The 22,461-nt window shown below is 53.0% G+C and carries 18 protein-coding genes and 1 tRNA gene; 8 read left to right on the top strand and 11 right to left on the bottom strand.

Features of this window, described 5'->3' with window-relative positions; all coding sequences use genetic code 11:
• Position 1: 1 nt before the first annotated feature.
• On the bottom strand, positions 2 to 589 hold the full coding sequence (gene msrA / locus HJG40_RS09440) for a peptide-methionine (S)-S-oxide reductase MsrA (protein WP_226857358.1): 588 nt from the start codon (positions 587 to 589) through the stop codon (positions 2 to 4).
• Positions 590 to 920: 331 nt separating this feature from the next.
• Here msrA and HJG40_RS09435 point away from each other — a divergent pair, with 331 nt between their 5' ends.
• Positions 921 to 1,769 carry a thioredoxin fold domain-containing protein gene (locus HJG40_RS09435; RefSeq protein ID WP_226857357.1) on the top strand — a complete coding sequence of 283 codons (849 nt, stop codon included), beginning with the start codon at positions 921 to 923 and terminating at the stop codon, positions 1,767 to 1,769.
• Positions 1,770 to 1,789: 20 nt separating this feature from the next.
• Here HJG40_RS09435 and galE read toward each other — a convergent pair whose 3' ends face one another.
• A complete protein-coding gene (gene galE, locus HJG40_RS09430; protein WP_215863952.1) occupies positions 1,790 to 2,755 on the bottom strand; it encodes a UDP-glucose 4-epimerase GalE in 966 nt (321 codons plus the stop codon).
• Between the two features lie 129 nt (positions 2,756 to 2,884).
• Between galE and HJG40_RS09425 the strand changes: the two genes are divergently transcribed.
• The gene (locus tag HJG40_RS09425) at positions 2,885 to 3,688 is read left to right on the top strand and encodes a bestrophin-like domain (RefSeq protein WP_215863951.1); all 804 of its coding nucleotides are present in this window, start codon (positions 2,885 to 2,887) and stop codon (positions 3,686 to 3,688) included.
• On the opposite strand, the gene bcsZ is transcribed toward HJG40_RS09425, so the two are convergent.
• The 9 genes from bcsZ to rsmI all read right to left on the bottom strand — a co-directional run bounded on the left by bcsZ (position 3,591) and on the right by rsmI (position 15,908).
• Positions 3,591 to 4,739 carry a cellulose synthase complex periplasmic endoglucanase BcsZ gene (gene bcsZ, locus HJG40_RS09420; protein WP_226857356.1) on the bottom strand — a complete coding sequence of 383 codons (1,149 nt, stop codon included), beginning with the start codon at positions 4,737 to 4,739 and terminating at the stop codon, positions 3,591 to 3,593. The two genes, HJG40_RS09425 and bcsZ, sit on opposite strands and share 98 nt — an antisense overlap.
• A gap of 50 nt (positions 4,740 to 4,789) precedes the next feature.
• The gene (locus HJG40_RS09415; RefSeq protein WP_215863949.1) at positions 4,790 to 7,612 is read right to left on the bottom strand and encodes a cellulose synthase subunit BcsC-related outer membrane protein; all 2,823 of its coding nucleotides are present in this window, start codon (positions 7,610 to 7,612) and stop codon (positions 4,790 to 4,792) included.
• Positions 7,605 to 8,501 carry a cellulose biosynthesis cyclic di-GMP-binding regulatory protein BcsB gene (locus HJG40_RS15240; RefSeq protein WP_438263564.1) on the bottom strand — a complete coding sequence of 299 codons (897 nt, stop codon included), beginning with the start codon at positions 8,499 to 8,501 and terminating at the stop codon, positions 7,605 to 7,607. The genes HJG40_RS09415 and HJG40_RS15240 overlap by 8 nt, the downstream gene beginning before the upstream one ends.
• 31 nt (positions 8,502 to 8,532) lie before the next feature.
• Positions 8,533 to 9,681 (bottom strand): cellulose biosynthesis cyclic di-GMP-binding regulatory protein BcsB, encoded by a 1,149-nt coding sequence (locus HJG40_RS15235; protein ID WP_215863947.1) that lies wholly within the window; start codon positions 9,679 to 9,681, stop codon positions 8,533 to 8,535.
• Positions 9,678 to 11,960 carry a UDP-forming cellulose synthase catalytic subunit gene (gene bcsA, locus HJG40_RS09400; protein WP_215863946.1) on the bottom strand — a complete coding sequence of 761 codons (2,283 nt, stop codon included), beginning with the start codon at positions 11,958 to 11,960 and terminating at the stop codon, positions 9,678 to 9,680. The genes HJG40_RS15235 and bcsA overlap by 4 nt, the downstream gene beginning before the upstream one ends.
• Positions 11,950 to 12,945, bottom strand: coding sequence for an NAD-dependent epimerase/dehydratase family protein (locus HJG40_RS09395; RefSeq protein ID WP_215863945.1), 996 nt, complete (start codon positions 12,943 to 12,945; stop codon positions 11,950 to 11,952). Before HJG40_RS09395 ends, bcsA begins: the two co-directional genes overlap by 11 nt.
• On the bottom strand, positions 12,923 to 14,059 hold the full coding sequence (locus HJG40_RS09390; protein WP_215863944.1) for an NAD-dependent epimerase/dehydratase family protein: 1,137 nt from the start codon (positions 14,057 to 14,059) through the stop codon (positions 12,923 to 12,925). Before HJG40_RS09390 ends, HJG40_RS09395 begins: the two co-directional genes overlap by 23 nt.
• Before the next feature lie 731 nt (positions 14,060 to 14,790).
• Positions 14,791 to 14,866, bottom strand: a tRNA-Phe gene (locus HJG40_RS09385).
• A gap of 13 nt (positions 14,867 to 14,879) precedes the next feature.
• Positions 14,880 to 15,908: a 16S rRNA (cytidine(1402)-2'-O)-methyltransferase gene (gene rsmI, locus HJG40_RS09380; RefSeq protein ID WP_368356013.1), complete on the bottom strand. Its 1,029-nt coding sequence runs from the start codon at positions 15,906 to 15,908 to the stop codon at positions 14,880 to 14,882.
• On the opposite strand from rsmI, the gene HJG40_RS09375 reads away from it, so the two are divergent.
• The 6 genes from HJG40_RS09375 to waaF are packed head-to-tail and all read left to right on the top strand — an operon-like array spanning position 15,877 to position 22,320.
• The gene (locus tag HJG40_RS09375; protein ID WP_215863943.1) at positions 15,877 to 17,613 is read left to right on the top strand and encodes a penicillin-binding protein activator; all 1,737 of its coding nucleotides are present in this window, start codon (positions 15,877 to 15,879) and stop codon (positions 17,611 to 17,613) included. The genes rsmI and HJG40_RS09375 overlap by 32 nt on opposite strands.
• An 8-nt stretch (positions 17,614 to 17,621) precedes the next feature.
• Positions 17,622 to 17,987, top strand: a complete 366-nt coding sequence (locus tag HJG40_RS09370) for a YraN family protein (protein WP_215863942.1) — start codon at positions 17,622 to 17,624, stop codon at positions 17,985 to 17,987.
• Positions 17,984 to 19,069, top strand: coding sequence for a D-glycero-beta-D-manno-heptose 1-phosphate adenylyltransferase (gene rfaE2 / locus HJG40_RS15560; protein ID WP_215863941.1), 1,086 nt, complete (start codon positions 17,984 to 17,986; stop codon positions 19,067 to 19,069). The genes HJG40_RS09370 and rfaE2 overlap by 4 nt, the downstream gene beginning before the upstream one ends.
• The gene (locus HJG40_RS09360; RefSeq protein ID WP_215863940.1) at positions 19,066 to 20,451 is read left to right on the top strand and encodes an FAD-binding oxidoreductase; all 1,386 of its coding nucleotides are present in this window, start codon (positions 19,066 to 19,068) and stop codon (positions 20,449 to 20,451) included. The genes rfaE2 and HJG40_RS09360 overlap by 4 nt, the downstream gene beginning before the upstream one ends.
• A gap of 4 nt (positions 20,452 to 20,455) precedes the next feature.
• Entirely contained in the window at positions 20,456 to 21,220 is a 765-nt protein-coding gene (locus HJG40_RS09355) for an RMD1 family protein (protein ID WP_215863939.1), read from the top strand.
• A 2-nt stretch (positions 21,221 to 21,222) separates the two neighbouring features.
• Entirely contained in the window at positions 21,223 to 22,320 is a 1,098-nt protein-coding gene (gene waaF / locus HJG40_RS09350; protein WP_226857354.1) for a lipopolysaccharide heptosyltransferase II, read from the top strand.
• Positions 22,321 to 22,461 lie beyond the last annotated feature (141 nt).

The following is a 22,461-nucleotide window of genomic DNA, read 5'->3' as shown; positions in this document are numbered from 1 at the left end:
CCTAAGACTCCTTGGCGTGGAAATACTGCGGAAAAGTATGCCGCAATTTTTCCACCTTGGGCAAAGCAACCGCGCAGATATAAGGTTGATCAGGATTACGGCGGGCATAATCCTGATGATAGCCCTCCGCAGGATAAAAGTTTTCCAGAAGAGATACTTCAGTCACAATCGCTTGTCCGAATAATCCTGTCGCATTGAGTTCTGCAATATAATCATTGGCCATCTGCTGTTGTGCAGCATTTACGGCAAAAATGGCCGAGCGATATTGCGTCCCCACATCATTCCCCTGGCGATTGCGTTGGGTGGGGTCATGGGCCACGGCGAAAAAAACCTGCAACAGGCGGCCGAATGATAAACGCGCCGGATCAAAATGAATTTGCACTGCTTCGGCATGACCGCTTGTACCACTACAAACCGCCCGATAGTTAGCCGTTTCCTGAGCGCCTCCGGTATAACCCGAAACCACCCGGGTAACCCCTTCCAGCGCAAGATAAACGGCTTCGGTGCACCAGAAGCACCCCCCTGCGAGCACAGACATTCCTGGCGTAGAGGCATCTGGTTGCTCACGCTGGGGAGCTGGTATTTGCATGACCATCAATCACCCTCCTGTTTTTCTGGAAAAGACCGCAAAGCACTTGACCCAACGCACCAATCTCATGAGCATAGCCGCAAATCAACGATTGACCAAGCTGGAGACATCATGAATGGAGCAAAAATCTGAAGCGGCCAATCGGGAGTCGGCGCATCTCAACCGCCCCCACAATAATCTGGAGATTCCCATGCTCTGCAAGCAATCAACCTAAAACGGCCGTTGGTTAGGGAGCTTTGCAGCGGCCCTGATATATCGGGATGCGACAAACAAGAGTATTTGCTAGTATGAATGAATTGCACTTAATAAATCAGCGTGGGAGTTTTAAAAGATGGCTTTAAACAGACTGTTCCGCAATACGACATTACTGGCTGGAGGTATGTTGCTTGCAGGTTGTGCCAACGTCACCACCGCTCATCTGAAACCGGCGGAACACCTGGTCCAGCAAAATTTCCATGATAAAATCCATGTCACCAAAGTCTTTCCTGGTCCCGTCCACAGCCTGACGGGTATTGTCGTTGAAACGGACCAGCACCAACAGGGCATATTATGGATGCTGGCCGACAAATATCTGTTATTAGGCCCGGTAGTTAATGCCCAGCAGGAAAACATCACCGGACATTATGCAGACAAGTACCTGCCTCAACCTGCTAAAGTACCTGCTGAAAAAATTGCGCCTGCAGCCTTGGCAGCACCAGGTTTTACCATCGGACATTCGGGACCGCTGATGGTCGCATTCATGGATCCCAACTGTATTTTCTGTCATCTGCTCTGGGAAGCGCTGCAACAACCGGTCGCCGAAGGCAAGGTCCGGGTAAAAGTGGTTCCTGTCGGCTTCCTCAAGCCATCCAGCCCAGCCAAGGCGGCAACCATTCTCGCGTCAAAAAACCCTGCCGAAGCCTGGGCCAATAACGAAAAAGGCTTTGATTTGCATACCGAAGAAGGCAGCACCAAACCCCTGAGTCATATTCCTTCGGTAGACGAGGCAGCGGTTAAGGCCAACACCCAACTCTTACACCAGACCGGAGAAACGGCCACCCCCGCCCTGTTGTACTGCATCAAAACGGCCAAAGGGCTGGAGATGCAGATGAAGCACGGAATTGACGTGCACCGCACACCGGAGTTCATCCAGAAACTGGGGGGCAGCGTCGATGCCCAAGGCTGCATCCCTGGCGCTTGATTGTCTAAGCTGATTGCCCCTTAGTGGGTCTCCCAACGCCAGGCATCAGCAATGATGTTGGCCAGATCCGCATAGCGAGGTTGCCAACCCAGTTGTTCCCGGATTTTGCGTGAGTCCGCTACCAGGCGGGCGGGGTCTCCGGCACGCCGAGGCTCATCTTCACAGGTAATGGTACTGCTCGTCACCTGCCGGGCAACATCTATGACTTCCTGTACCGAAAAACCATTCCCATTCCCAAGATTAAAAGCGCAACTATCACCCCCGGCGAGAAGATGTTCCAGTGCCAGCCAATGTGCTTCAGCCAGGTCAGTTACATGGATATAGTCACGAATACAGGTCCCATCGGGGGTGTCATAATCACGCCCAAACACGCGGATCTGGGCACGCCGCCCGGAAGCTGCCTGTAACACCAATGGGATCAGATGGGTTTCCGGATCATGACGCTCACCCATTTCTCCATCGGGATCTGCCCCTGCCGCATTGAAATAGCGCAAACAAGTAGATTTGAGCCCATAAGCGCGGTCGTAGTCAGACAGCGCCTGCTCCACCATCCACTTACTTCGTCCATAGGGATTAATAGGGTCTTTGGGATGATTTTCATCAATGGGAGTATATTGAGGTTCACCAAAAATCGCTGCTGTAGAAGAAAAAATAAATTTTTTGACATCAAATGCAACCATCACATCCAGAAGATTCAGCGTATTACTGACATTGTTCTGATAATATTTGGCAGGCTCCTGCACGGACTCTCCCACCTGAATATAAGAAGCAAAATGCATGACCGCATCAAATGAATGCGTTGAGAAAATCCGATTCAGTAGACGGGTATCCGCTATATCTCCATAAACAAATGTGCCGCCACTAACAGCATCACGATAACCACCGGAAAGATTATCCAGAGTCACCACCTCGGCTCCACCCTGAAGCAGGCGTTTCACCATGTGGCTACCAATATAACCCGCACCACCCACTACCAGAATTTTCATGAATTGTCTGCCTCTGTCAGATAATGCGTTTACTGAACAATTAATCCTATGGATTCTAGCGAAAAAGCGCAGTATGGGGCAAACTATCCTCAGTTAATCAGGACTCTCATTCCGTTTCCAAAGGACCTTATGAATCCGCCATTTTTAAATCCATGGGTGTACTCTGCGGTATTGTTTATTGGCTTGATTTTATGCGTTTTTATAGGCTTCAAGATCGGCAAACGTAGTCGGGCTGACGGAGGTTCCGGGGCACTGAACGGGGCCGTATTCGGGCTTTTGGGGTTACTGTTGGCGTTTTCCTTTTCCGGTGCCGCCGAACGCTTTGAACATCGCCGCGATCTGATTACCGAGGAAGCCAATGCGGTTGGCACCGCCTATCTGCGGCTAGAGTTATTGCCAGCAACGCAGCAGGTGGCTCTACGCAAAAAAATGCAACAATATCTGCAAATCCGTCTTGAAACTTATCAGCGCATCGGTACCAACACTCCTGCTGCTCTGAACGCCTACCAGCGTAGCGTTCAATTACAGCAACAAATCTGGACAGAAGCGACCCTGGCGGCCCAACACACCGGCAATACAGCCATATTAAGCTTGGTCAGTCGTGCATTGAATGCCATGTTTGATATTACCACCACCCGCCTTGCCGCCACCCGAAATCATCCACCAATAGTCATAGATATTCTGCTTTTCGCACTGTCCTGGATTTCTGCCCTGCTGGCAGGCTATGGCATGACCGACCACAAGCGCATTCCCTGGTTACAGGTCATCATTTTTTCCGCCGCGCTGACCATCACCATTTTCGTGATTCGTGATCTGGAATATCCACGTCTCGGTTTCATCCGTGTCGACTCAGCGGATCGGTTACTGGTCGAAACCCTGCAGGGGATGCAGACAAGCGGTCCCAAGAGGGTCGCAGGTTACCATGGGGACTGAAGCGATATGCTCCGTTGTACCAACCCAACCCGAACAAAGCCAGATTTTGATTATAGTAATGAACAGGTGGATAACCATAAAGTCCCGTGGCGGGGCTACGCTCGGCTTCGAGGCGGGCTAGCTGCACTTTCGCCGCCTCCGGCATCTTATACTGTACCAAAAAAGGGAGAAGTGCTGCCGAAAAACCGCTGGGTCCCGTACCCTGTACCAGCCCCGATTGATAATTCTCTTGTAGCGGTGGCAGATCATGTGTCTTCATGTATAAAGCCATTCCCCAGAGGGAATCGAGTACTGCTTTAGCACCCGGAGTATCCGGATTGGTCATTCCCGCCCAAAGATAGACTCTAATCGCATTGTAACGTCCTTCCACGCCTTGCGGAGCTGGGAAGTAGCCTCGATCGGGACTATAGCTAATCCAGTCAGGCGAAAAACCATGGGGAGATGTCTTGGCGATAACTCTCGGCAGGTATTTAGACATCTCCCGCCAGGGTCCATCAGGGAGGGCATCGGCAAGGCTGGCCAACAGAAATGGGGGCAAGTAACTGGGATTGATCACCAAAGAGGCACCGAAACGGAAATATTTTTCTCCGGGAATGAGCATGGGCCCAGCCCCCTTCATGGGCAAAATCTCTTGGGCGGCAATCTGCTGAGCCAAAGACCTTCCCATTTGGGTGTAGTGTTCATTATTCCATAGACGCCCTGCCTGCAGGAGGTCATAAGCAATCCACAAGTCAGAATCGGCGGCGTGATTGCCGCTGAGGGGACCCCATTGGCCGTCGTCCTGTTTGCCCCAGCGCCAAATGGGTAGATTCTGTGCCAAATTTCCTTGGGCCAGATTTTTCTGAGTCCAACTCAGGATGCGGGCAAATGTCTGAGGCTCATTACTCACCAAGGCAAAAAATAAGGCATAAGACTGCCCCTCGGAGGTGGTGATCCCACCCTCGACCCAGTCTATGACCCGGCCCTGGGGATCAATGAAATGCTGCTGATAAGCACTCCAGAACTGCAACCAAGCGCTTGGCACCGCAGCCGCAGCGCTGAGGGGGCTCATCAAGAGCACTATTAGCCCCAGCAGACGGCACGCTTGTCGCCACCATCGCCTCATGGTAGTGCTCGTCCGGGACTCGCCATGAGTCGGGCTGAGGCCAAGTCAGGCAGACGATTACCTGCAAACACATAGCGGAGATCAAGGCCGAACTGCGCTTGGGAGAATGCAGGACTGGCCTGATAACTGGCCGCCCCATCGACAAACCAATGATGAGAAAGCTGCTGGGTGAACAGGACATTGAGAGCGCCGGAAACATCGCTCGTCTGGGCGGCAGTGTAACTGCTGTTGGCCAAATCCAGACCATCTCCCAGTGATGACAATTGGGAGCGCAAGTTGGGAGCACCTATAAATGGGGCGGCCGCCGTCCGTGCCCACTGATAGCCCAGAGAAGCAGCTACAGAGAGCTTCCCATTGGACCACCAGTGACTGAGCGCCATGGCCAGCTGGGGCTGAAGTAACCAGCTGGGACTGTAATAGTCCCCATAACCAGGACTGGAAAAATTCTGGTTATGGGCGTAACCCTCACCATACGCTGCCGGGCCTATGGCGGCCCACCAATGGGCGTTGCTGAGCACGGGCTTCATTGCCGACAGATACGTTGTCCAGCCTGGATTGTTGTCCAAATTCCGTCCCGTGATGAGATCAAAATGACTACTGACCAGATAATCCCAGGAATTAGGTTCAGGACCTGCCCAATACAAGCTTCCACCCAACTCATTGTGCATAGCGGCACCCCACTGGTAATCCAGCGTATGGGATTGTAGCCCGCTTGATGGATCAGATAGACTTACCTGCGCGTTCACACCCTGGTAAGAAATCCAGGTCTGCTGCACAGCCTGCCGCAAAGCGTCCAGTTGCAGGTAGGATTTGGACTTTCCTAAATCCCAGCGATACTGAACTGCTCCTTGAGGTGTACCACCGCCGATACTGGAGGGAGAGGTCCAACCCAACGCCACACGCCAACTTTGGCCAGGGCGAACATCATCAAGGCCCAAAAGAAAACCAGGGGCCATCCAATTCCTTCCAGACGGCGCCTCGGAACTTAGCATGGCACCTTGGTCATTACGGACAGAAGCATTCAACGAAGCCGAATTAGCCCGCACCGAGGGGACGGAAAGCTGGGCGAAGCCCGCCAAATGCCAATTGAAACCCCATTGTCCCAAAAAACCGGGGGCCAGCGCATTGAAATTGTTGCCATCACTCCCAGAACCCCCACGCCAGATACCTGTTGCTGCAATGGCTAGGTAACTAGATCGTTTTTCTGGCAGCTCGATATGACCATCAGCAGCTAGGCGCCATGGAATTTCGTTGATCCAGGATATATTCCGGGTCATGCTCTCCATGGGTAGGAGGGTAGTCAATATCCCGCTGCGCTTACGCGCCAAATCGTAAGCATGGGAAAGGTTTTTGGCAGCAAAATCTGCAGTGACAATCCCACCGGCGTTAGCACGATCAGGTTTTTTCTCGTACAAGGAGGAAAAACCTCTGCTGGCAGCTGCATATTGTTTGAGATGCAGCAGGGACCAAGCCTGAATACTCTTTAAACCTAGTGGGAGAGCCTTGCTTTTCTGGCTAAGAGCGAGGTCGTCCAGTGTTTTTGCGTAACCCTTCTGTTCGTAGGCCTGTAGCCCTCTCTGCTGGTAATACCACGCGAAAATCGGTTTGGCACTGTTAGCCGCTGGGGAGAGATGAGCCAAGCTTTGTGCTGTAAGATCCAGATCTCCATCAGCCATGGCAATGCTGCCTACTGTCTGCCAATCGGCACTTTTCTTGGACCACTGTGCCGCCATAAACCACCAGTGCAGGGACTCCTTGGGTCTTCCCAACGCGCCCAAAATCGCCGCAATCAGACGGGCATCTTGCGCCTGATGTCGGGCCTCGATAGCAGCCAAATGCGGTTGCAGATCTAACCATGCACGCTCGTTCTGACCAACAAAATGACGTCGAGCAGCATCGCCCAACAAGACGCCCAGATGCCATTTTTGCAGGGAGGGAAGTTGATTTGGATAACGCTTTTCTACGACCTTAAGTAAAATCTGCACGACAGAACTTGGCATGACTTCTGCCGCTTCTTCAAGCTCCGAGAAGGCATCCTTGTAGTTGTTGGCAAGGTGAATCTGCCGATAATAGTAACGTCCGGCCTTGAGCAAACTACCTTGGTGGGCTTCGGCTTGGGCCAACCACTGCTGATTTTCCAGATAGGGAGACGCAAATACAGCCGGAAGACGCCGAGACATGGCCAAAATCGTCGTCCATTGCCGCTTCTTGGCAAGCTCTGGTATTGATTGTGCAGCCAATTCGGTTGACAAGCGCGTCAGCAGGGCTGCGGGAGCATGGTAGTCTGGTAAATCCTTCTGGGCTATACGAATCCGGGTCTGAATTTGTGTTGGTGTTTCCCCATTTTGCTGAGCCCGCCAAAGCTCTCTGTCTATCAATACTGAACGCATCTTTTGAAGTGTTTTTGCCGCGTCGCTGGCGAAGGGACCATGCTGATACTGGTCCGCAAAAACATGAATCTGACCCTTGGCTACTGGTAGAGGACGGTCGCGAAGACTCTGCCAAACTTCCTGCTCTGCTAAAACAAAGCGCATATTGGCACTGGGCCGCCAGCCTTGAAATCTATTTCGTGTCTGGGCAATGAGCTTTCTGGCAGAATCCAGGTCCCGAGCGTTGATAGCCCTCCAGATGGCTGATGTTGCTGAATTGAGGGTTTTACCGGACATTCCTTTGGAACCGGTTATCTGTTCAATCATTGAACTGGAATGTTCTTGCCCCAAGACACTTGCAAGAGCAGAACGTACCGGCAAGAACAGCACGGCAGCCAAACAACCGAGCAACATCAGAAGTCGCCCAAAGGGCCGGGAAGGATTATCCATGAGCCCCCCACTGTTTGCGACGGTGTTGAGACAACCATCCTGCCGAAATGCTGCCCAGGAAAAGAATTGTCAGCACTACGATCACCCACCAGATGGGCCGTAACGAAAAAAGGTAAATCCAGTACCATGAACTTTGATGATTTCCATAAATCTGCTGTTTGCCCAACATCACCGAGTGATAATGGCCATGAGCATCCAACCAGGCAAAGTCTCCGGTCAATGTGGACCAGTTATCCTTTTGGACGAGCAGATTTACCGCAGACTCGGCCGACTCCACTGATGGTACCAAAAACCACAGATTCCAATGCTCCGCTCCTTTACCCGCTGGAGTTTCCAGCAGATACGCCCGGGCCAAAGGGTTTTGGCTACTGTTCCATTGACTCTCGGAACCAGGGCTTTGCCAACGAAGAGCACCGTGTACGAACTGAACTGGCACATTGGTTTGCGCTGCTGATCTCAAATCCGCTGGCGTCCCAAGAATCACCTGACTGCCTCCACCTGGCAATGGATGCCCCATGAAAACGACTGCGGCTGGCAAAGTACTGCGGCTGACCTGAGCTAGTTTGGCAAATAAAGTTAATCCCGCAGATAACAATTCTGACGTGGAGTTCAGATAGATCATACGTAGACTTTTGGCATTGCCGTCGCGAACCAGAGGAAAAGCCGTTCTTGCCAGTAGCTGTAGATTGGGCAGATGAGCATATTGGTGGGTTTTCGGAAGGCGCATGGTCGATCCCGGTAGGATTTTCACATGGGCTCCATGCACATCCAGACTGAGTCGATTGACTCCAGCCACCAAGGCGGAGAAAGGAACAGTGGTCGTATAATGACCCACTCCGGTTCCAAGCTTCCACTGAGAAATCCAGTTGCCATTTGCTCGAACAATCACCAACGGTCTCTGCTCAGAGTGCCTGCCAGGATCAACTGCCAGATTCAAATCCAGGGTCATTTGCTTCTGACGATCTGCGAATTGGCCACCAGGCATCCAAAAGGAGAAATGAAGAAGACTCAATGCCCCCCCCCACAAGGGAGGCATCAATCTGTTCTACGCGTCCAACCTTCGCTACACCACCGGGCTGGAGAACGGGCTGCCCTCGCCACAAGTTTGGGCGCCCTGCCGTCTTTGTATCCACCGATCCGACCTGCCAGTTGTCACCCAGTGGAAGGTCTCCTCGGTTCTGCGCAAAGGCCTGTGCCGCCCGCAACACCGCATCATCGTTACGACCCGTGAAGGACAACTCCAATGCTGTTCGCGAATCATCCACAGGCCTCAGTAGTACTCTCGCATCGGACCCAGAAATTTTGCTCGTCCCTTCAGCAGTCTGGGCCCCAAGTAAAAGAATCAGGGGTGCGGACCGTGCTGTTGCCTGCGCAATATTTGGCAACACCTGTACCGCGACGGTTTTGTCCGTGCGCATTGCAATATCAGCCACCGCCTGTTGCGCGGCCTGAATAAGAACGGGAGATATTCGCCCCAGGAATACTACGGGCAATGGGATTGATGCATCCTGATCTCTTTGAAAAAGAGTCTGGAGATCATTGAACTGGATTGTTCTCCAGGGTTTTGGCTGCAATCGAAACTGCAGCTGCGATTCATACGCGTCAATCTGCGTCCATCCCTTGACGGAATCTCCGATAATACCTTTTGGTGAGCGCAAGGCGATGGAGAGAATCTGATTACCTCCTCCGAGCTCACCGGGTTCCAGCAAAACAGTCAGTTCGCCCTGCGGATAATCTGGATTTTCCCGAACGGCTCCCACATCCTTACCATTGAGCGCAATAACCAGCTCTGTTCCTGGCGCAGTGCTTGGCCCAACAAAATAGTGTAATGCCAGCGTTGAGTGGACGGCCTGTTCCTGCGCAGGAATTTGCCAAGTGGCTTGGAGCTTGGGCTGATTACCGTTAAGACTGATAAACCGCTTGCTCTCCATCAACTGCGCCAGAGATTTTTGTTCTACTGAGGCCCAACACTGGCCAGTCTCAAGCAAAAACAAGGTTCCAAGAGCAAGCAGGAAACCCAAGCAAGGAAAACCGCCCCACTTAATCCTGGACCAGACAATCTGCATCATAAATAGCGCCTCGATCTGCGCACCGCTTTACCCATGTCGTAACGTCGGCGCTGACGCAAATTCCACAGCAGGTATGATTCTCGCCCACGTTGGTAAAGAAACCGTCCCCAATACCAAAGGCCAGCTCCAGTCTTGGCCAGAAAATAGGCATAGGCAGCCAGGAAGCCGAGCCGACGACGACGCGCAGCCAACAAGGCAGTCACCTGATTACTGTGACCATACAAAAACCTAACCACAATCTGGAGTTGTTGCTGATCCACATACGCAAACTGGACCCCAAAACGATCGCCAATCCCATCTATGGACTTAACGGGAATTGCATCACTTCGTATGGAGCTCTCTTCATCTACGAGATGTACTGCCCTGATAACGCTGGCTAACTGGCCAGCACTAGCCGGCCATGCATTACGTGAAAAACCCACGCCACCCATCGAAAGATCCAGCGCTGGTAATCGCAATACACTGCCATCTCGCAGTTCCAGATCGACTTTCATTCCTGCGGGTGCGGGTACCCGATAATTCTCTCGATGTTGGCGACGCTCCAACATGACGACCATGGTTGCAGTAATAATGATGAAGTTAAGCAACTCCCAGAGCAAGGTAAAAACCAACTGTGGTCGCTCACCTGGATGCACATACCAACGCCAAATACCAATGACCAGAGACAGTAGGATGATCCCAAAAAAAACACTCTGTACCTTGGCTGCTGAAGAAATAAAATCGTGATCCAGCTGCTCGCCCTTGGGGGTCACATTGAAGGGTCTTTTCCCTGGTCTAAGCAAGGTGCTGAATAACATGATCGCCGCCAACGGCGTTTGCACCATCTCATATACATCTGATGTCAGTGGCCAGCGCACCTTTCCATAGACAAAATCCGAATAGATCCAGTTCGCCAAAAAATAGGGAGCACCATAGATCAGGTATTGCTCAATGGTTGCGTTATATATCATGACACCAAAGAGCAAAAACATGGATGGCGCCAACATGTTGATCATGCGGGCATACGGAAAAAGCCAGTACGAGAAACTGGTAATATAGGTTAACCGTTGTGCAATGCTGAGGCCATTGGCAAACAAGGGGTTCTTCATTTGCAGAATCTGGATAGCTCCCTGAGCCCAGCGTACCCGCTGACTAATGAGACTGGTAACTGTCTCGGGTTGCAAACCGAGAACCTGCGAACGATCCAAAAATACACTTCGATACCCCAGAGAATGCAATTTCATTGCGGTTTCGACATCCTCGGTTAAGGTCTCCGTCTGTATTCCCCCTATTTCCTGTAATAGGGAACGACGAATAACTGCCGCTGATCCGACAAAAAAACTGGCCTCCCATGAATCCAGACCTGCCTGGATATAACGTTGGAAGAGCTCAGCCTCCGCCGGAGCATCATGAAAAATGTTCAGATTCTTTTCTACCGGATCCGGATTAATGAAGCTGTGTGGGGTTTGCACCATCGCACACTTGGGATCGGCCAGAAAGAATCCCGCAGTATTTTTCAGGAAATCGCGAGTGGGTACATGATCGGCATCCAGAATAACAATCAGGTCGCCATTAAGAGAGGGCAATGCCGCATTGACGTTTCCAGCCTTGGCATGATCATTGTGTTGCCGCGTGTGATAAATAGCACCGACCGCCTCACAAAGCGACTGCAAGTCACGACGTCGAGCCTTGGAGGCCTCCGCAATTTTCGGGTTGGCACAACGATCATCTGTGCCCCCATCATCCAACAGGTGTACACAAAACTTTTCTTTGGGATAATCAATCTGCAAAGCACCCAACAGAGTTACCCTGAGAATTTCTGTGGTTTCGTTGTAAGTTGGGACCAATACGTCCACTGCTGACCACGAGTCAGCATCTAATGGCAAGGGGACAGGTTGGCGATGCCTCGGAGTGAATGTCACAAAGAATCCCAGAATGGCGTACCCCGCAGCATAAAGCTCTGCCAGAAACAGCAAGGTGCCAAAAAAGTCGCTGGCAAAGCCATATCCCCCGATGGTGAATTCCACCCGCCAAACTAAATATCTAAATATCAGATAAATAGCTATGACAATATTGGTGACTCGAAAGGAATCCACAAGCAACTGCGGTAAGACCAAACGTTTGAGCAGAAAAAGTTGCAGCATCAGGATGCCGACCAGGACCACGCTCACCAAGGCCTGAGCCTGATTACTGACTGGCAACAACGCCAAGACAAAAGCCAGGAATATCGAGGCCACAAATCCTGAAACCGCCAACCCGAGCAGCAACGCTTCCAACCATTTGCCTTGCTTAAAAGGCATGACGCAAAGTCTCCCAATTCTCGGCATACCAATGCAAAGTACTGCAAAGACCATCTTCTAGAGGAGTCATTGGCCTCCATCCTAAGTCCACACGTGCGCGCTCAATTTCAAGGTACTTTATCGCCGCTTTCTCCCGTGGAGCCCCGTGAAACAGCGGCGTCCGCCGCTCGCCATCAAAGAGAATGCTCAGCCGTTCCGCAACTTCAGTAATAGAGGTTGCGGTTCCCGTACCGAAATTGAAGGCCTTTCCCGAATGATTTTCTAGAGACTCTCCAAGCCTTAGATACGCATCAGCCATATCACCAACGTGCAGAAAATCAAGACGGGAGCTACCATCATCACGAGCACCAAAATCGTAACCTCTGCCTGCGAGCAGATTGAAAATCGCTCGCGGAACAAGACGACTAAAATTGGTGTCCCCTGGTCCGTAGGTATTCATAAATCGGCACACGCCAACTTGTAAACCATAGACTTTGGCATAGGTCCGGGCCACACAGTCACTCGCAACCTTCGATGCAGCGTAGATGTTACTGGCTTCGAGGGGTGGGTCGGACTCTTGCAGAGCCCGGTCGTCGGTGGTCATGCCATAATAGGCCCCGCTGGAGGCAAACACCATCCGTTCCACTGTATCACTCCGACGCATGGCCTCAAGCAGGGTATACGTACCCATGGCATTCACGCTAAGGGTTTCCATTGGCAGGACATTACTGGATGGTACGATGGGCTGGGCAGCAAGATGAAAAATCGTATCAACGGCAAAACGGGATAAATTCAAACGTAGAAAATCGCTATCACGAATATCGCCTACCCAGACCTGTAAGTGTCTATCAATACCTTGTATCTGCAAATATGAACACTGCGGCAATACCCGATCCAACACAAAAACACGTGCACCGAGCTGGAGCAAACGCTCACACAAGTGTCCTCCGCCAAAGCCAGCACCGCCAGTAACCAGACAATTCTTACCCTGCCAAAAGATGGACATGATTCTCTCCTTCCTTCGCAAGCTGATAATGTTCCCGGTAGAAACGAATCGTTTTGGTCAAGCTATCAAGAAATTCATGGGCTGGCTGAAAGGCAGTATCCTTGACAAGCTTTTCACCATTCAGATGCTGCTTGATAATGGCATGGATAGTGGAGGCGTTCGCTTTTACCTTAACGGCAATACCATTATCCAGGATGGCTTGGGCACGCTGTTGATCCACTGCCTCCTCAACCCCTGCAGCCAGTTCAACAATGGTCCGCAGCATGACCGGTGTACTCATGTAGGTCCCCCCAGCCAAGTTGTAAACTTCTCCCCGACACACGTTACTATGAGCCAGCAGAATAATGGCATTGACCAGTTCATCGACATACAGATAATCACGCTGATGTTCAATGGCATCGAAATACAACTCCGGTGCCATTGGTTCAGGATTACCAAAAATACTTTGCATAGCCTTTGGTAACAGCCGATATTCAGAGTTGAAATCATAGGGACCAAAAATATTACACATTCGTAACGTCACAGTCGGTAATTGAAATGCTTCATGATAGGTTCGTGAAAACACATCGGCCGCCAGTTTTGCAGAGTCATATACTCCGATTCCACGCAACGGTGTCAAATGTTCGAAGTAAGAATCGCCATCCATTTCACCGTAAACCTTATCGGTTGATGAGAGAAAAATCATGTTCGGCTTGTGCACAGAGAGCCGACAAGCCTCTAACACATTGATCCAGCCCATGGTGTTGGCCATTATCGTGTCATATGGGGCGTGCAATGCCTTTTCGATAACCGATGCATATGCAGCAAAATGGAAAATGTAGTGGAAACGATATTGATCAATGATTTCACACATACTTTTCTTATCAGTGACATCTGCCTCAACAACATTGAGTTGTTCACGAAGACCCAGGCGAGGACAATTGATCATGGACAGACGATCAGTGGAAGTATCAATATCAAGCACTGTCACATCTGCGCCGCATTGCAGCAACCGACGCGCGACATGACCACCAACAAAACCGAAACCACCGGTTATGAGGATTTTCTTGGCATGAAAATATTCCTGAAGCTGCCGCAATTTTGCGATATTCGAATCCCTGAATTCTTGTAGCATATTTTTATCCTTTTAATTGTATGGCGTGATCATACCCGCTAGCAGCGATAAAATTTAAGTGATAATGCGGAATAAATATATTTTCTGCTATTTCTAGCAGAAATCATGCCAAAATGTTTTCTGTTGATTTTTAGACTGTTCCTGAACCCATCGTGGGCTCACTGTTTCAGATACCATACACATTAGAAAAATCTTGCATAAGATAGTTTTTATATCAGTAGGTTACCGATCGTTACATACACGTTACAAGATTCTCATCGGCAATTTCTTGCAAGCAAATACAGCATCAAACCAGTTTGAAAAAGTACTTCAAAATTATTCACAACATTTTGTTAAATTGGTGTTTTGAGGAATTTTCAGACGCGAATAGTTATGGATTTTTTGGATATGTAAAGGAGGGTTACGAAAAGACGTTAATAGCGACTTGAGGTATACTGGCAACAGTGAGCAGGGCCGCACCTTGCACAAATGAGAATTTTACCCGTGCATAAGCTGGGAGCACTTGTCCGAGAGTGGTCTACAAGAACCCCGTGTCTGCTGGCCCGCCAGCAGAAATAAGGTAAGGGAACATTTATGCAAACCCAACAAGGGGAGCAACCTATTGCGACCCCCTCCGCTCGCCACAATGAACCGCAAGGCGGCGAATAGGGGATTGAACCCTGTTGTCAGAAAACGGTGCGGCGAGAGAAGGAACCAGATCTGATAAAATCATATAAATCTGAGCACTAGATTGGTGCCCAGGGACGGAATCGAACCGCCGACACGAGGATTTTCAGTCCTCTGCTCTACCGACTGAGCTACCTGGGCCAAGAGCGCGTATTTAAGCGGGCTCACGCCCGGAAGTCAAGGCCAGAGCGCGACGATATAAAAGACGGTGGGCCATTCCGCTTTGCGCTTCAGCAATTCGCACCGCCTGGGTCAGTGGCAACTCCTCGAGCAAAGGGGCAAGCCAGCGATCTGCTTCCTGTTCACCCGGGTCTTGTTCAGGTGCCCCGCCGAGAATCAAAGTCATTTCGCCGCGCACTTTATCCGGATGCTGCGACAGGCGTTCCAGCAACCCGCCCAGAGAGTCGCGCAGACATTCTTCGTAGATTTTGGTCAGCTCCCGACAAAGCGCTGCAGGCCGATTCAGCCCCCAAAGTTCCGCCATATCCGTTATGGTTGCCACAATGCGATGAGGGGCTTCATAAAAAATCATGGTCCTTGATTCCGACTGTAACACCGCAAGACGAGCCCGACGGGCTCCCGCTTTGGCTGGTAAGAATCCTTCAAAGCTGAAGCGATCACTGGGCAGGCCTGACAAAGACAACGCTGCCACAGCGGCATTGGGTCCAGGGATAATGGTGACCGCCAACTGCTGTTCGCGCAACAACGCCAGCAATGGAAAACCAGGATCGGAAATCAACGGCATCCCGGCATCAGAAAGCAGGGCAATCTGCTCACCGGCAGCAATGCGCTGGGCAATTTGCGGGGCCAGTGCCCGCTCGTTATGTTCGTGCAACGCCATGGTTTTGGGCTGTACGCCAAGATGCTGAAACAAACGCTGAGCATGACGGCGATCTTCCACCAGGATTAAGCTGGCATGGGCAATAGCCTGTCCGGCCCGTGGCGAAAGATCCTCCAGATTGCCGATGGGGGTAGCGATAATCGTCAACAGCCCGGAATGCATTTCAGTCATTGAACCACTGCTCCATTCTCCATACACTCTGCTCATGAAACTGCCGACCAGTTTATTCCATTTGCCACGTTTGACCGCCACACTGGCTGTCGCGGCCGCCCTGAGCGCCTGCGCGAGTATGCCACAGAAGCCGGCGTCCGTGCTCAGTACCGCTCCGGCTCCTGTAGCCACTGCGGCAAACCCTCCTGAAGCGGCAAGTGCCCAGCAGGCAGATGCGTTACTCGCAGAGGGGCATGACCTGGAAGCCGCCAAAGACTACATCAAGGCGGCGGCGGCCGTTCAGGGCAAGACACAACTCCAGTATTTGCTGAAGGCTGCACAAGCCTCCCTAGAGGGCAACAGGGCTCCAGTAGCGGTACTGCTCGCCGATGAAGTTCTGCGCCTGGAACATGACGATAACGGTTTACGTGGGCAAGCCTTGTGGGTACGCGCCCAGGGATTGATGGATCAGGGACAGACACCCAGGGCCAAAGGCAATCTGGAAGAACTGCTGACCATCGCCAGCACACCGCAAAATGTGCGGGCCGAAGCCATGGGAACCCTTGCCACGTTATATACGCAAGAGGGGCATGAACTGACTGCCCTGAATTTTCTGATAGAACGGGACAGCCTGCTCAGTGGTGCGGCCATCCGCAAAAACCATCAGCGTATTCACGCTCTTCTGGACTCTGTTTCCTCGGCGCGCATTCAAAACTGGCAGGGACGCAGTGGTAATCCCTTGGTACAGGAATGGCTCGCCATTGCCCTGATTAGTCGCCATAATCCTGATCCGGATCAACGCAAAGCCGCTATCAATGCCTGGATGGCCGCGCATCCTGGCCACCCACCCATCAATTTTACCAGCCATGACGAACTGAACGTCGCAGACACTACCAGCAGCCAGGAGGGCAGCATTTGTGCGCTGCTTCCCTCCACCGGGAGTTATGCGGGACTTTCTCAGGCCCTCAGTGCTGGCATGGAAACGGCGGCACAGCTGACCTCCGGGCCGGCCGTCAAGCTGCTGCAAAGTACTGGAAATCCGAGTTATACCGCCGTGCTTTTTGAGCGCGGAGTCAAGGAAGGTTGCCAGATATTTGTCGGGCCATTGTTACCGCAGGACATCAATGCCGTGGCCAGTGTACGCAAACCTTCAGATCCTCCGGTTATTGCTCTGGGTTCCGATGCCGGGGTACAACAACCGGGGTTATATACTTTCAGTCTGAGTCGGGATGTTGCGGCGCGTCAAATTGCCAATCAGGGCTATGCAGCAGGCTACCGACGGGTCTATGTGTTGTATCCGCAGGATTCCAGTGGCGCTGCCATTCAGGCCGATTTTATCGATACCTGGAAAAAACTGGGTGGCAGTGTCGCAGGAGTCGCCACCTATCTACCTGGTCATTCTCTTAATGGTCAGGCGCAGCAACTGCTTAGCGGGACCAGCTCAACGCATGATTTTGTTTTCCTGGTCGCAGACAGCAAAAATGCCAACGCTGCAGTCACAGCCATTCGTTCCATCAACAGTAATATCCCGATTTTCAGTCCAGCGCTTTTGCATGGAGCCACGCTCCCGAGCGATGCGCAAAATCTTTCCGGAATTGAGTCTGTGGATATGCCCTGGGTTATTCAACCGGCTACGACCAAGCCGCAGGCCGCTGCACTCCTCCACACGAGCCTGCCCAATGCCAGTGATGCGCAGTGGCGGATGGCGGCTTTTGGTCTGGATGCCTACCAGCTTGCCGAAAACATCCTCGCCAAACAATTTAGTCACCCACTCAAAGGCGCCACCGGAACCTTACATTTTGGCAAAGCGGGCCGCGTCGTGCGTGACATGGAATGGATGGAAGTAGAGAATGGCGCAATTGTGCCTTTACCAGCCATTCCCAAACCCGGCAGCTAAATTAACGTATGCCTTCGCCGCGCCAAAACTTCGGTCAGCAAGGTGAGGATCGCGCTTTAGCTTTGCTGCTGAGGGCCGGACTAAAATTGCTGTTGCGCAACTTTCGTTGCCGTTCCGGGGAGATCGACCTGATCGTACTGGATAATGAGGCGCTGGTGTTCGTGGAAGTGCGCCAGCGCACCCATAATCGGCAAGGGTCTGCCGCCGACAGCGTCAATTATCGTAAACAGCAGCGTTTGATTCGCGCTGCCGAATATTTTTTATTGCGTAATCCCCGGCATGGTCTGCGTTCTTGCCGATTTGATGTGATTGCTATTGACGGTGACGCAGCGCCGGAGTGGATTCGCGATGCGTTCAGAGTGCCCAGCCCATGACCATGCCTAACCGGATAAATACCGCCTTGCGCGCCAGCATCGCCACCAAGGAACACGCCGCGCAGAGTCTTGCTGCACCATTTGCCGACGCCAGTGCAAGGCTGATAACCACACTGCAGAACGGCGGCCAGGTTTTAAGTTGCGGCAATGGTGGTTCATCGGGAGATGCCCAGCATCTGGCCTCAGAGCTGGTCAACCGCTTTGAAAGTAATCGCATGGCCCTTCCCGCCGTTGCCCTCAGTACGGATAGCAGCGTCTTGACCGCCATTGCCAATGATTCTGCCTACACGCAAGTATTCGCCCGTCAGGTGGAGGCCTTGGGCCGACCCGGCGATTGTCTGGTGGCTTTCAGCACCTCCGGCAATTCCGACAATGTTCTGCATGCCATCCGTGCGGCCCAGGCGCGGGGCATGTGGACCTTGGCCATGACCGGCAAGGATGGCGGACAACTTGCCGGCCTGCTGGGGCCGGCGGATATTGAGCTACGCGTCCCTGAAAACAGCACGGCACGCATCCAGGAAGTTCATCTGGTCATCATTCATGCCCTCTGCAGCGATGTGGATGCCGCCTTTGCCGAAAATTCAAACCCGCCCCATAGCGTCGCGTCATTTTCGGGACGGATTCTGCACGACCGGGAGCTGCTCAGGCAGGCCTGCATTTACCGTCGTCCACTGGTGTTCACCAATGGGGTTTTTGATATCCTGCATCGTGGCCATGTCCAGTATCTCGCCGAAGCCCGCGCTCAAGGCGCCTGCCTGGTTGTCGCCGTAAACAGCGATGCCTCCGTGCGCCGACTCGGCAAGGGCGCGGATCGCCCGATCAATTCGGAAGACGATCGTATGGCGGTACTCGCGGCCCTGCAGTCCGTCGATTTCGTCACCACTTTTGATGAAGACACCCCCTTGCAACTCATCGAAAAACTGCAGCCCGACGTCCTGATCAAGGGCGGCGACTGGCCGGTGGAACGCATCGTTGGTGCCCGTGAGGTCCAGGCGCGCGGCGGTCGCGTGCTCAGCATTCCTTTCCGGCACGAACGCAGCACCACCGCCCTGTTGCAGAAAATCCGGAATTCCCGACCATGAGCATCGCCGTCATTCTTCCGGCCCTGCGTGCAGCTCTCGATAGCGAGAGAGTACGGGATGACATTGATACCCTGTCCATTTACAGCCGTGATGACACCCCTGGAAGCTGTCTGCCAGCCCTGGTGCTTTTTCCCCGGAGTCATGAAGAAGTGCAGGCTATCGTCCACATCGCCCGCCGCCATCATTTGCCGCTGGTCCCCAGAGGGGCCGGATCGGGTAATGTTGGCGGTGCGCAACCGGTACCCGGCAGCGCCGTCATCAGTTTTGAATGCATGCAGGAAGTTTGTGATTACAGCCCGATAGATCGGACCATCACCGTAGAAGCCGGCATGATTACCGCTGCGATTAATGACCATGTTGTCCAGGACGGACTTTTTTATCCTCCGGATCCGGGCAGCAGTCCCTACTGCCGGATTGGTGGTAATCTCGCCATGAATGCCGGGGGCCCGCATGCTGTCAAATACGGGGTGACCCGGGATTATGTGCTTGGTTTGCGCGCCGTCACCGGCTGCGGGGAAACGCTCTGCTGTGGAGTGCGTACCAGCAAAGGCGTGGTCGGTTATGATCTGACCCGCTTACTGGTAGGGAGTGAGGGTACGCTGGCGTTGATTACCGAAGTCACCCTGCGCCTGCTGCCTCTGCCCATAGCCAAAGCCACGCTTCGCGCTGCCTATGCCAATACCGCCAGCGCCTGCGCGGCGGTCCAGCGGGTCATGGCGCAAAGACATACACCCAGCGCCCTGGAACTCATGGATCCTCATGCTTTGGCAGCCGTTCGCGCTATGGGTGCTGCAACAGACCTGCCCGCTGCCAGTCAGGCGCTGTTGATGGTCGAAGTCGATGGCGAAAGCGAAACCATACCCTCCCAGCTGGAAGCCGTGCGCCAGGCCCTTGCTGGAGAGGGTAATCTGGAGATCCTGGAGGCCACAGATGCCGAGGCCACGGCGGCACTCTGGGCCGCGCGCAAATCCCTGTCGCCGGCCACCAAAGCCATGGCACCACTGAAAATCAACGAAGATGTGGTCGTCCCGGTCAGTCGTCTGCGCGATTTACTGGAAGCCATTGAAGCTATTGCCCAGGAACAATCCCTGCACATTGTCAGCTTTGGCCACGCCGGTAACGGCAATCTTCATGTCAATTTTCTGGTGCATCCCGAAAACCATGAGGAAATGCGCCGTGCCCGTCAGGGTCTGCAAAAACTTTTTCAGACGGTCCTGCGCCTGGGCGGCACGCTTTCCGGCGAGCATGGCATCGGCAGCAGCAAACGGGAATTTTTACCCCTGGAACTCAGCCCTGAAAATCTCAGCATCCAGCGTGCCATCAAAAAACTGTTTGATCCAGAGGGCATTTTGAATCCTGGCAAATTACTTCCCGAAGGATAAATGCATGAGTAGTATTCTTCACGCGATTCAACCCGTACGCCATATTGCCCTGAAAAACTGGGACGAAACTTTCGATATGGATTTGATAGATAATAATCCCGCCCACCGCCTGCTCCGCGACGGGGATGCCTGGGTGGCCATGTTTCGTTCCGGGGTCCTGTGTTTTTTTGGGGCCGGACCAGCCCTGCAGGCGCGCATTGTGGCCAGTGTCCAGGCCCAGTTTACGGCTATCAGCAACCCGAAAGTCGAAGAGTTATTCATTAAAACCGGCGAGCGGGATGCCGTCGGCCGGGATGGCGTAACCCTCAAGCATCTAGATGAAGAGCGCATTCTCCTGGTGGCCCTGCGCCTGGCCCAAAGTCTCGCCCTCGAACTCCACGAGGAAGCCGTCGAAACCCTCCTGGAAACCACCTTGAATTTACTCTCCGAGGTCACCCGTACTGGTCGTCTTCCGGGACGCAGAGGTAGTCACCTGCGTTTTCTGGCCTCGACCTCGGCGACCCGCACCGAAATTTTGTCACGCCTTGCGGTGCTGGATAATCCGGACATTGTCTGGGAAACGCCGGGGCTGGAAATACTCTCCCGGGAACTTTCCGCCGATCTGGAACTGACCAGCCGTTTCCGGGCCCTGGATGAAAAACTCGATGCCATCCACGAAGGGCTGGAAATCATGATTGTTGCCAGTCGCCATAATCGTGAAACCATTCTGGAATGGATCATCATCATCCTGATTACGGTGGAAGCGCTGATCATGCTTCTGGGCAAATGAGCATGTCGGAGGTTTTACCGGAAACCATCGAACCGCCTTACGGCGAAGATGACGCGTTTGTCGCTCATAATACCCGCCTGGCCCGGGCTTATGATCCGGCCCGCCTGCTGCTGGTTGGTCCCGCCTGGGTAGGTGACATGGTCATGGCGCAAGTATTATTGCAGGTCATGCGCCGGCGCTGGCCCAAACTGCAAATTGATGTCCTCGCGCCGCCAGCCAGTCTGCCGGTCGCCTCGCGCATGGCAGAAGTGCGGCGCGGCATTCCTCTGGATATTCCCCATGGCAAGTTAGGCTGGAAGGAACGCCGCCGTATCGCCGAAACCCTCCAGAAAGAAGATTATGACTGGTCCATCTGTTTACCCAACAGCCTAAAATCTGCCCTGGTGCCTTACTGGGCCCAGATTCCCAACCGCAGCGGCTTTGGCGGTAATGCCCGAAAAATGCTGCTCAATGACCGCCGCCATCTGGATAAAAAACGCCTGCCACGTACGGTAGATCGCTTTGTAGCCCTGGGTTTACCCCAACGTTTGCCGCAGCCCACGCAATTACCCGCACCGCGTCTGATGGTGGATCATGGTGCGCTTGCCGTCACGCTGCACCGTCTGAACATCCAAAATTCCAGTGCAGGGCTGGTGGCACTCGCACCCGGAGCAGAATACGGCCCGGCCAAACGCTGGCCTATACGTCACTGGATCAGCCTAGCCCGACAACTCACTCAGGCAGGACGACCGGTGTGGCTTTTCGGTAGCCCGAAAGATGCCGAAATTACCCAGGCCATCGCCCAAGCTGTCCCGACGGTGCTTGATCTGGGTGGGCGCACCAATCTTACGGAAGCCATCGACCTGCTTTCACTGGCAGAAATCACCGTCAGCAATGACTCCGGTCTGATGCATATTGCCGGGGCTGTCGGGAGCCGGGTCATAGCCCTGTATGGATCGACACCCCTGCAAATGACCCCGCCCTTATCAACCGGCGCTGTGGCCCTGCGTCTGGGACTTTCCTGCAGCCCCTGCGCGCAAAGAGAATGCCCCCTCAAGCACCACCGCTGTATGGAAGATCTCCTTCCCGAACAGGTTCTCCAGCAACTCTCCTCGCAATAATCCGAAATACCCGTAAACCTGAAGACGGCCGTGGGGCTGGGGGCTTTGCAGCGACTTTGTCCCGCGCCGTTGTTGTTCTTGGCGAAATCCAGCGCCCGTCAGGAGAGCTGTCTGAGCCCAAAGGGCGAGTTCTCTCCTGAC

This window comes from Acidithiobacillus concretivorus (assembly GCF_018853445.1).
GTDB classification, from domain to species: domain Bacteria; phylum Pseudomonadota; class Gammaproteobacteria; order Acidithiobacillales; family Acidithiobacillaceae; genus Acidithiobacillus; species Acidithiobacillus concretivorus.
This window is presented reverse-complemented; position numbering and strand designations above follow the sequence as displayed.

Bases quoted from the DNA above. Each gene is read 5' to 3' on its own strand.
- HJG40_RS09415 (WP_215863949.1), bottom strand. From the start codon at position 7,612: ATGGATAATCCTTCCCGGCCCTTTGGGCGACTTCTGATGTTGCTCGGT.
- HJG40_RS15235 (WP_215863947.1), bottom strand. From the start codon at position 9,681: ATGATGCAGATTGTCTGGTCCAGGATTAAGTGGGGCGGTTTTCCTTGC.
- HJG40_RS09355 (WP_215863939.1), top strand. From the start codon at position 20,456: ATGAGTAGTATTCTTCACGCGATTCAACCCGTACGCCATATTGCCCTG.
- HJG40_RS09425 (WP_215863951.1), top strand. From the start codon at position 2,885: ATGAATCCGCCATTTTTAAATCCATGGGTGTACTCTGCGGTATTGTTT.
- rfaE2 (WP_215863941.1), top strand. From the start codon at position 17,984: ATGACCATGCCTAACCGGATAAATACCGCCTTGCGCGCCAGCATCGCC.
- HJG40_RS09370 (WP_215863942.1), top strand. From the start codon at position 17,622: ATGCCTTCGCCGCGCCAAAACTTCGGTCAGCAAGGTGAGGATCGCGCT.
- HJG40_RS09395 (WP_215863945.1), bottom strand. From the start codon at position 12,945: ATGTCCATCTTTTGGCAGGGTAAGAATTGTCTGGTTACTGGCGGTGCT.
- waaF (WP_226857354.1), top strand. From the start codon at position 21,223: ATGTCGGAGGTTTTACCGGAAACCATCGAACCGCCTTACGGCGAAGAT.
- HJG40_RS09360 (WP_215863940.1), top strand. From the start codon at position 19,066: ATGAGCATCGCCGTCATTCTTCCGGCCCTGCGTGCAGCTCTCGATAGC.
- HJG40_RS09435 (WP_226857357.1), top strand. From the start codon at position 921: ATGGCTTTAAACAGACTGTTCCGCAATACGACATTACTGGCTGGAGGT.
- bcsA (WP_215863946.1), bottom strand. From the start codon at position 11,960: ATGCCTTTTAAGCAAGGCAAATGGTTGGAAGCGTTGCTGCTCGGGTTG.
- HJG40_RS09390 (WP_215863944.1), bottom strand. From the start codon at position 14,059: ATGCTACAAGAATTCAGGGATTCGAATATCGCAAAATTGCGGCAGCTT.
- msrA (WP_226857358.1), bottom strand. From the start codon at position 589: ATGCAAATACCAGCTCCCCAGCGTGAGCAACCAGATGCCTCTACGCCA.
- bcsZ (WP_226857356.1), bottom strand. From the start codon at position 4,739: ATGAGCCCCCTCAGCGCTGCGGCTGCGGTGCCAAGCGCTTGGTTGCAG.
- galE (WP_215863952.1), bottom strand. From the start codon at position 2,755: ATGAAAATTCTGGTAGTGGGTGGTGCGGGTTATATTGGTAGCCACATG.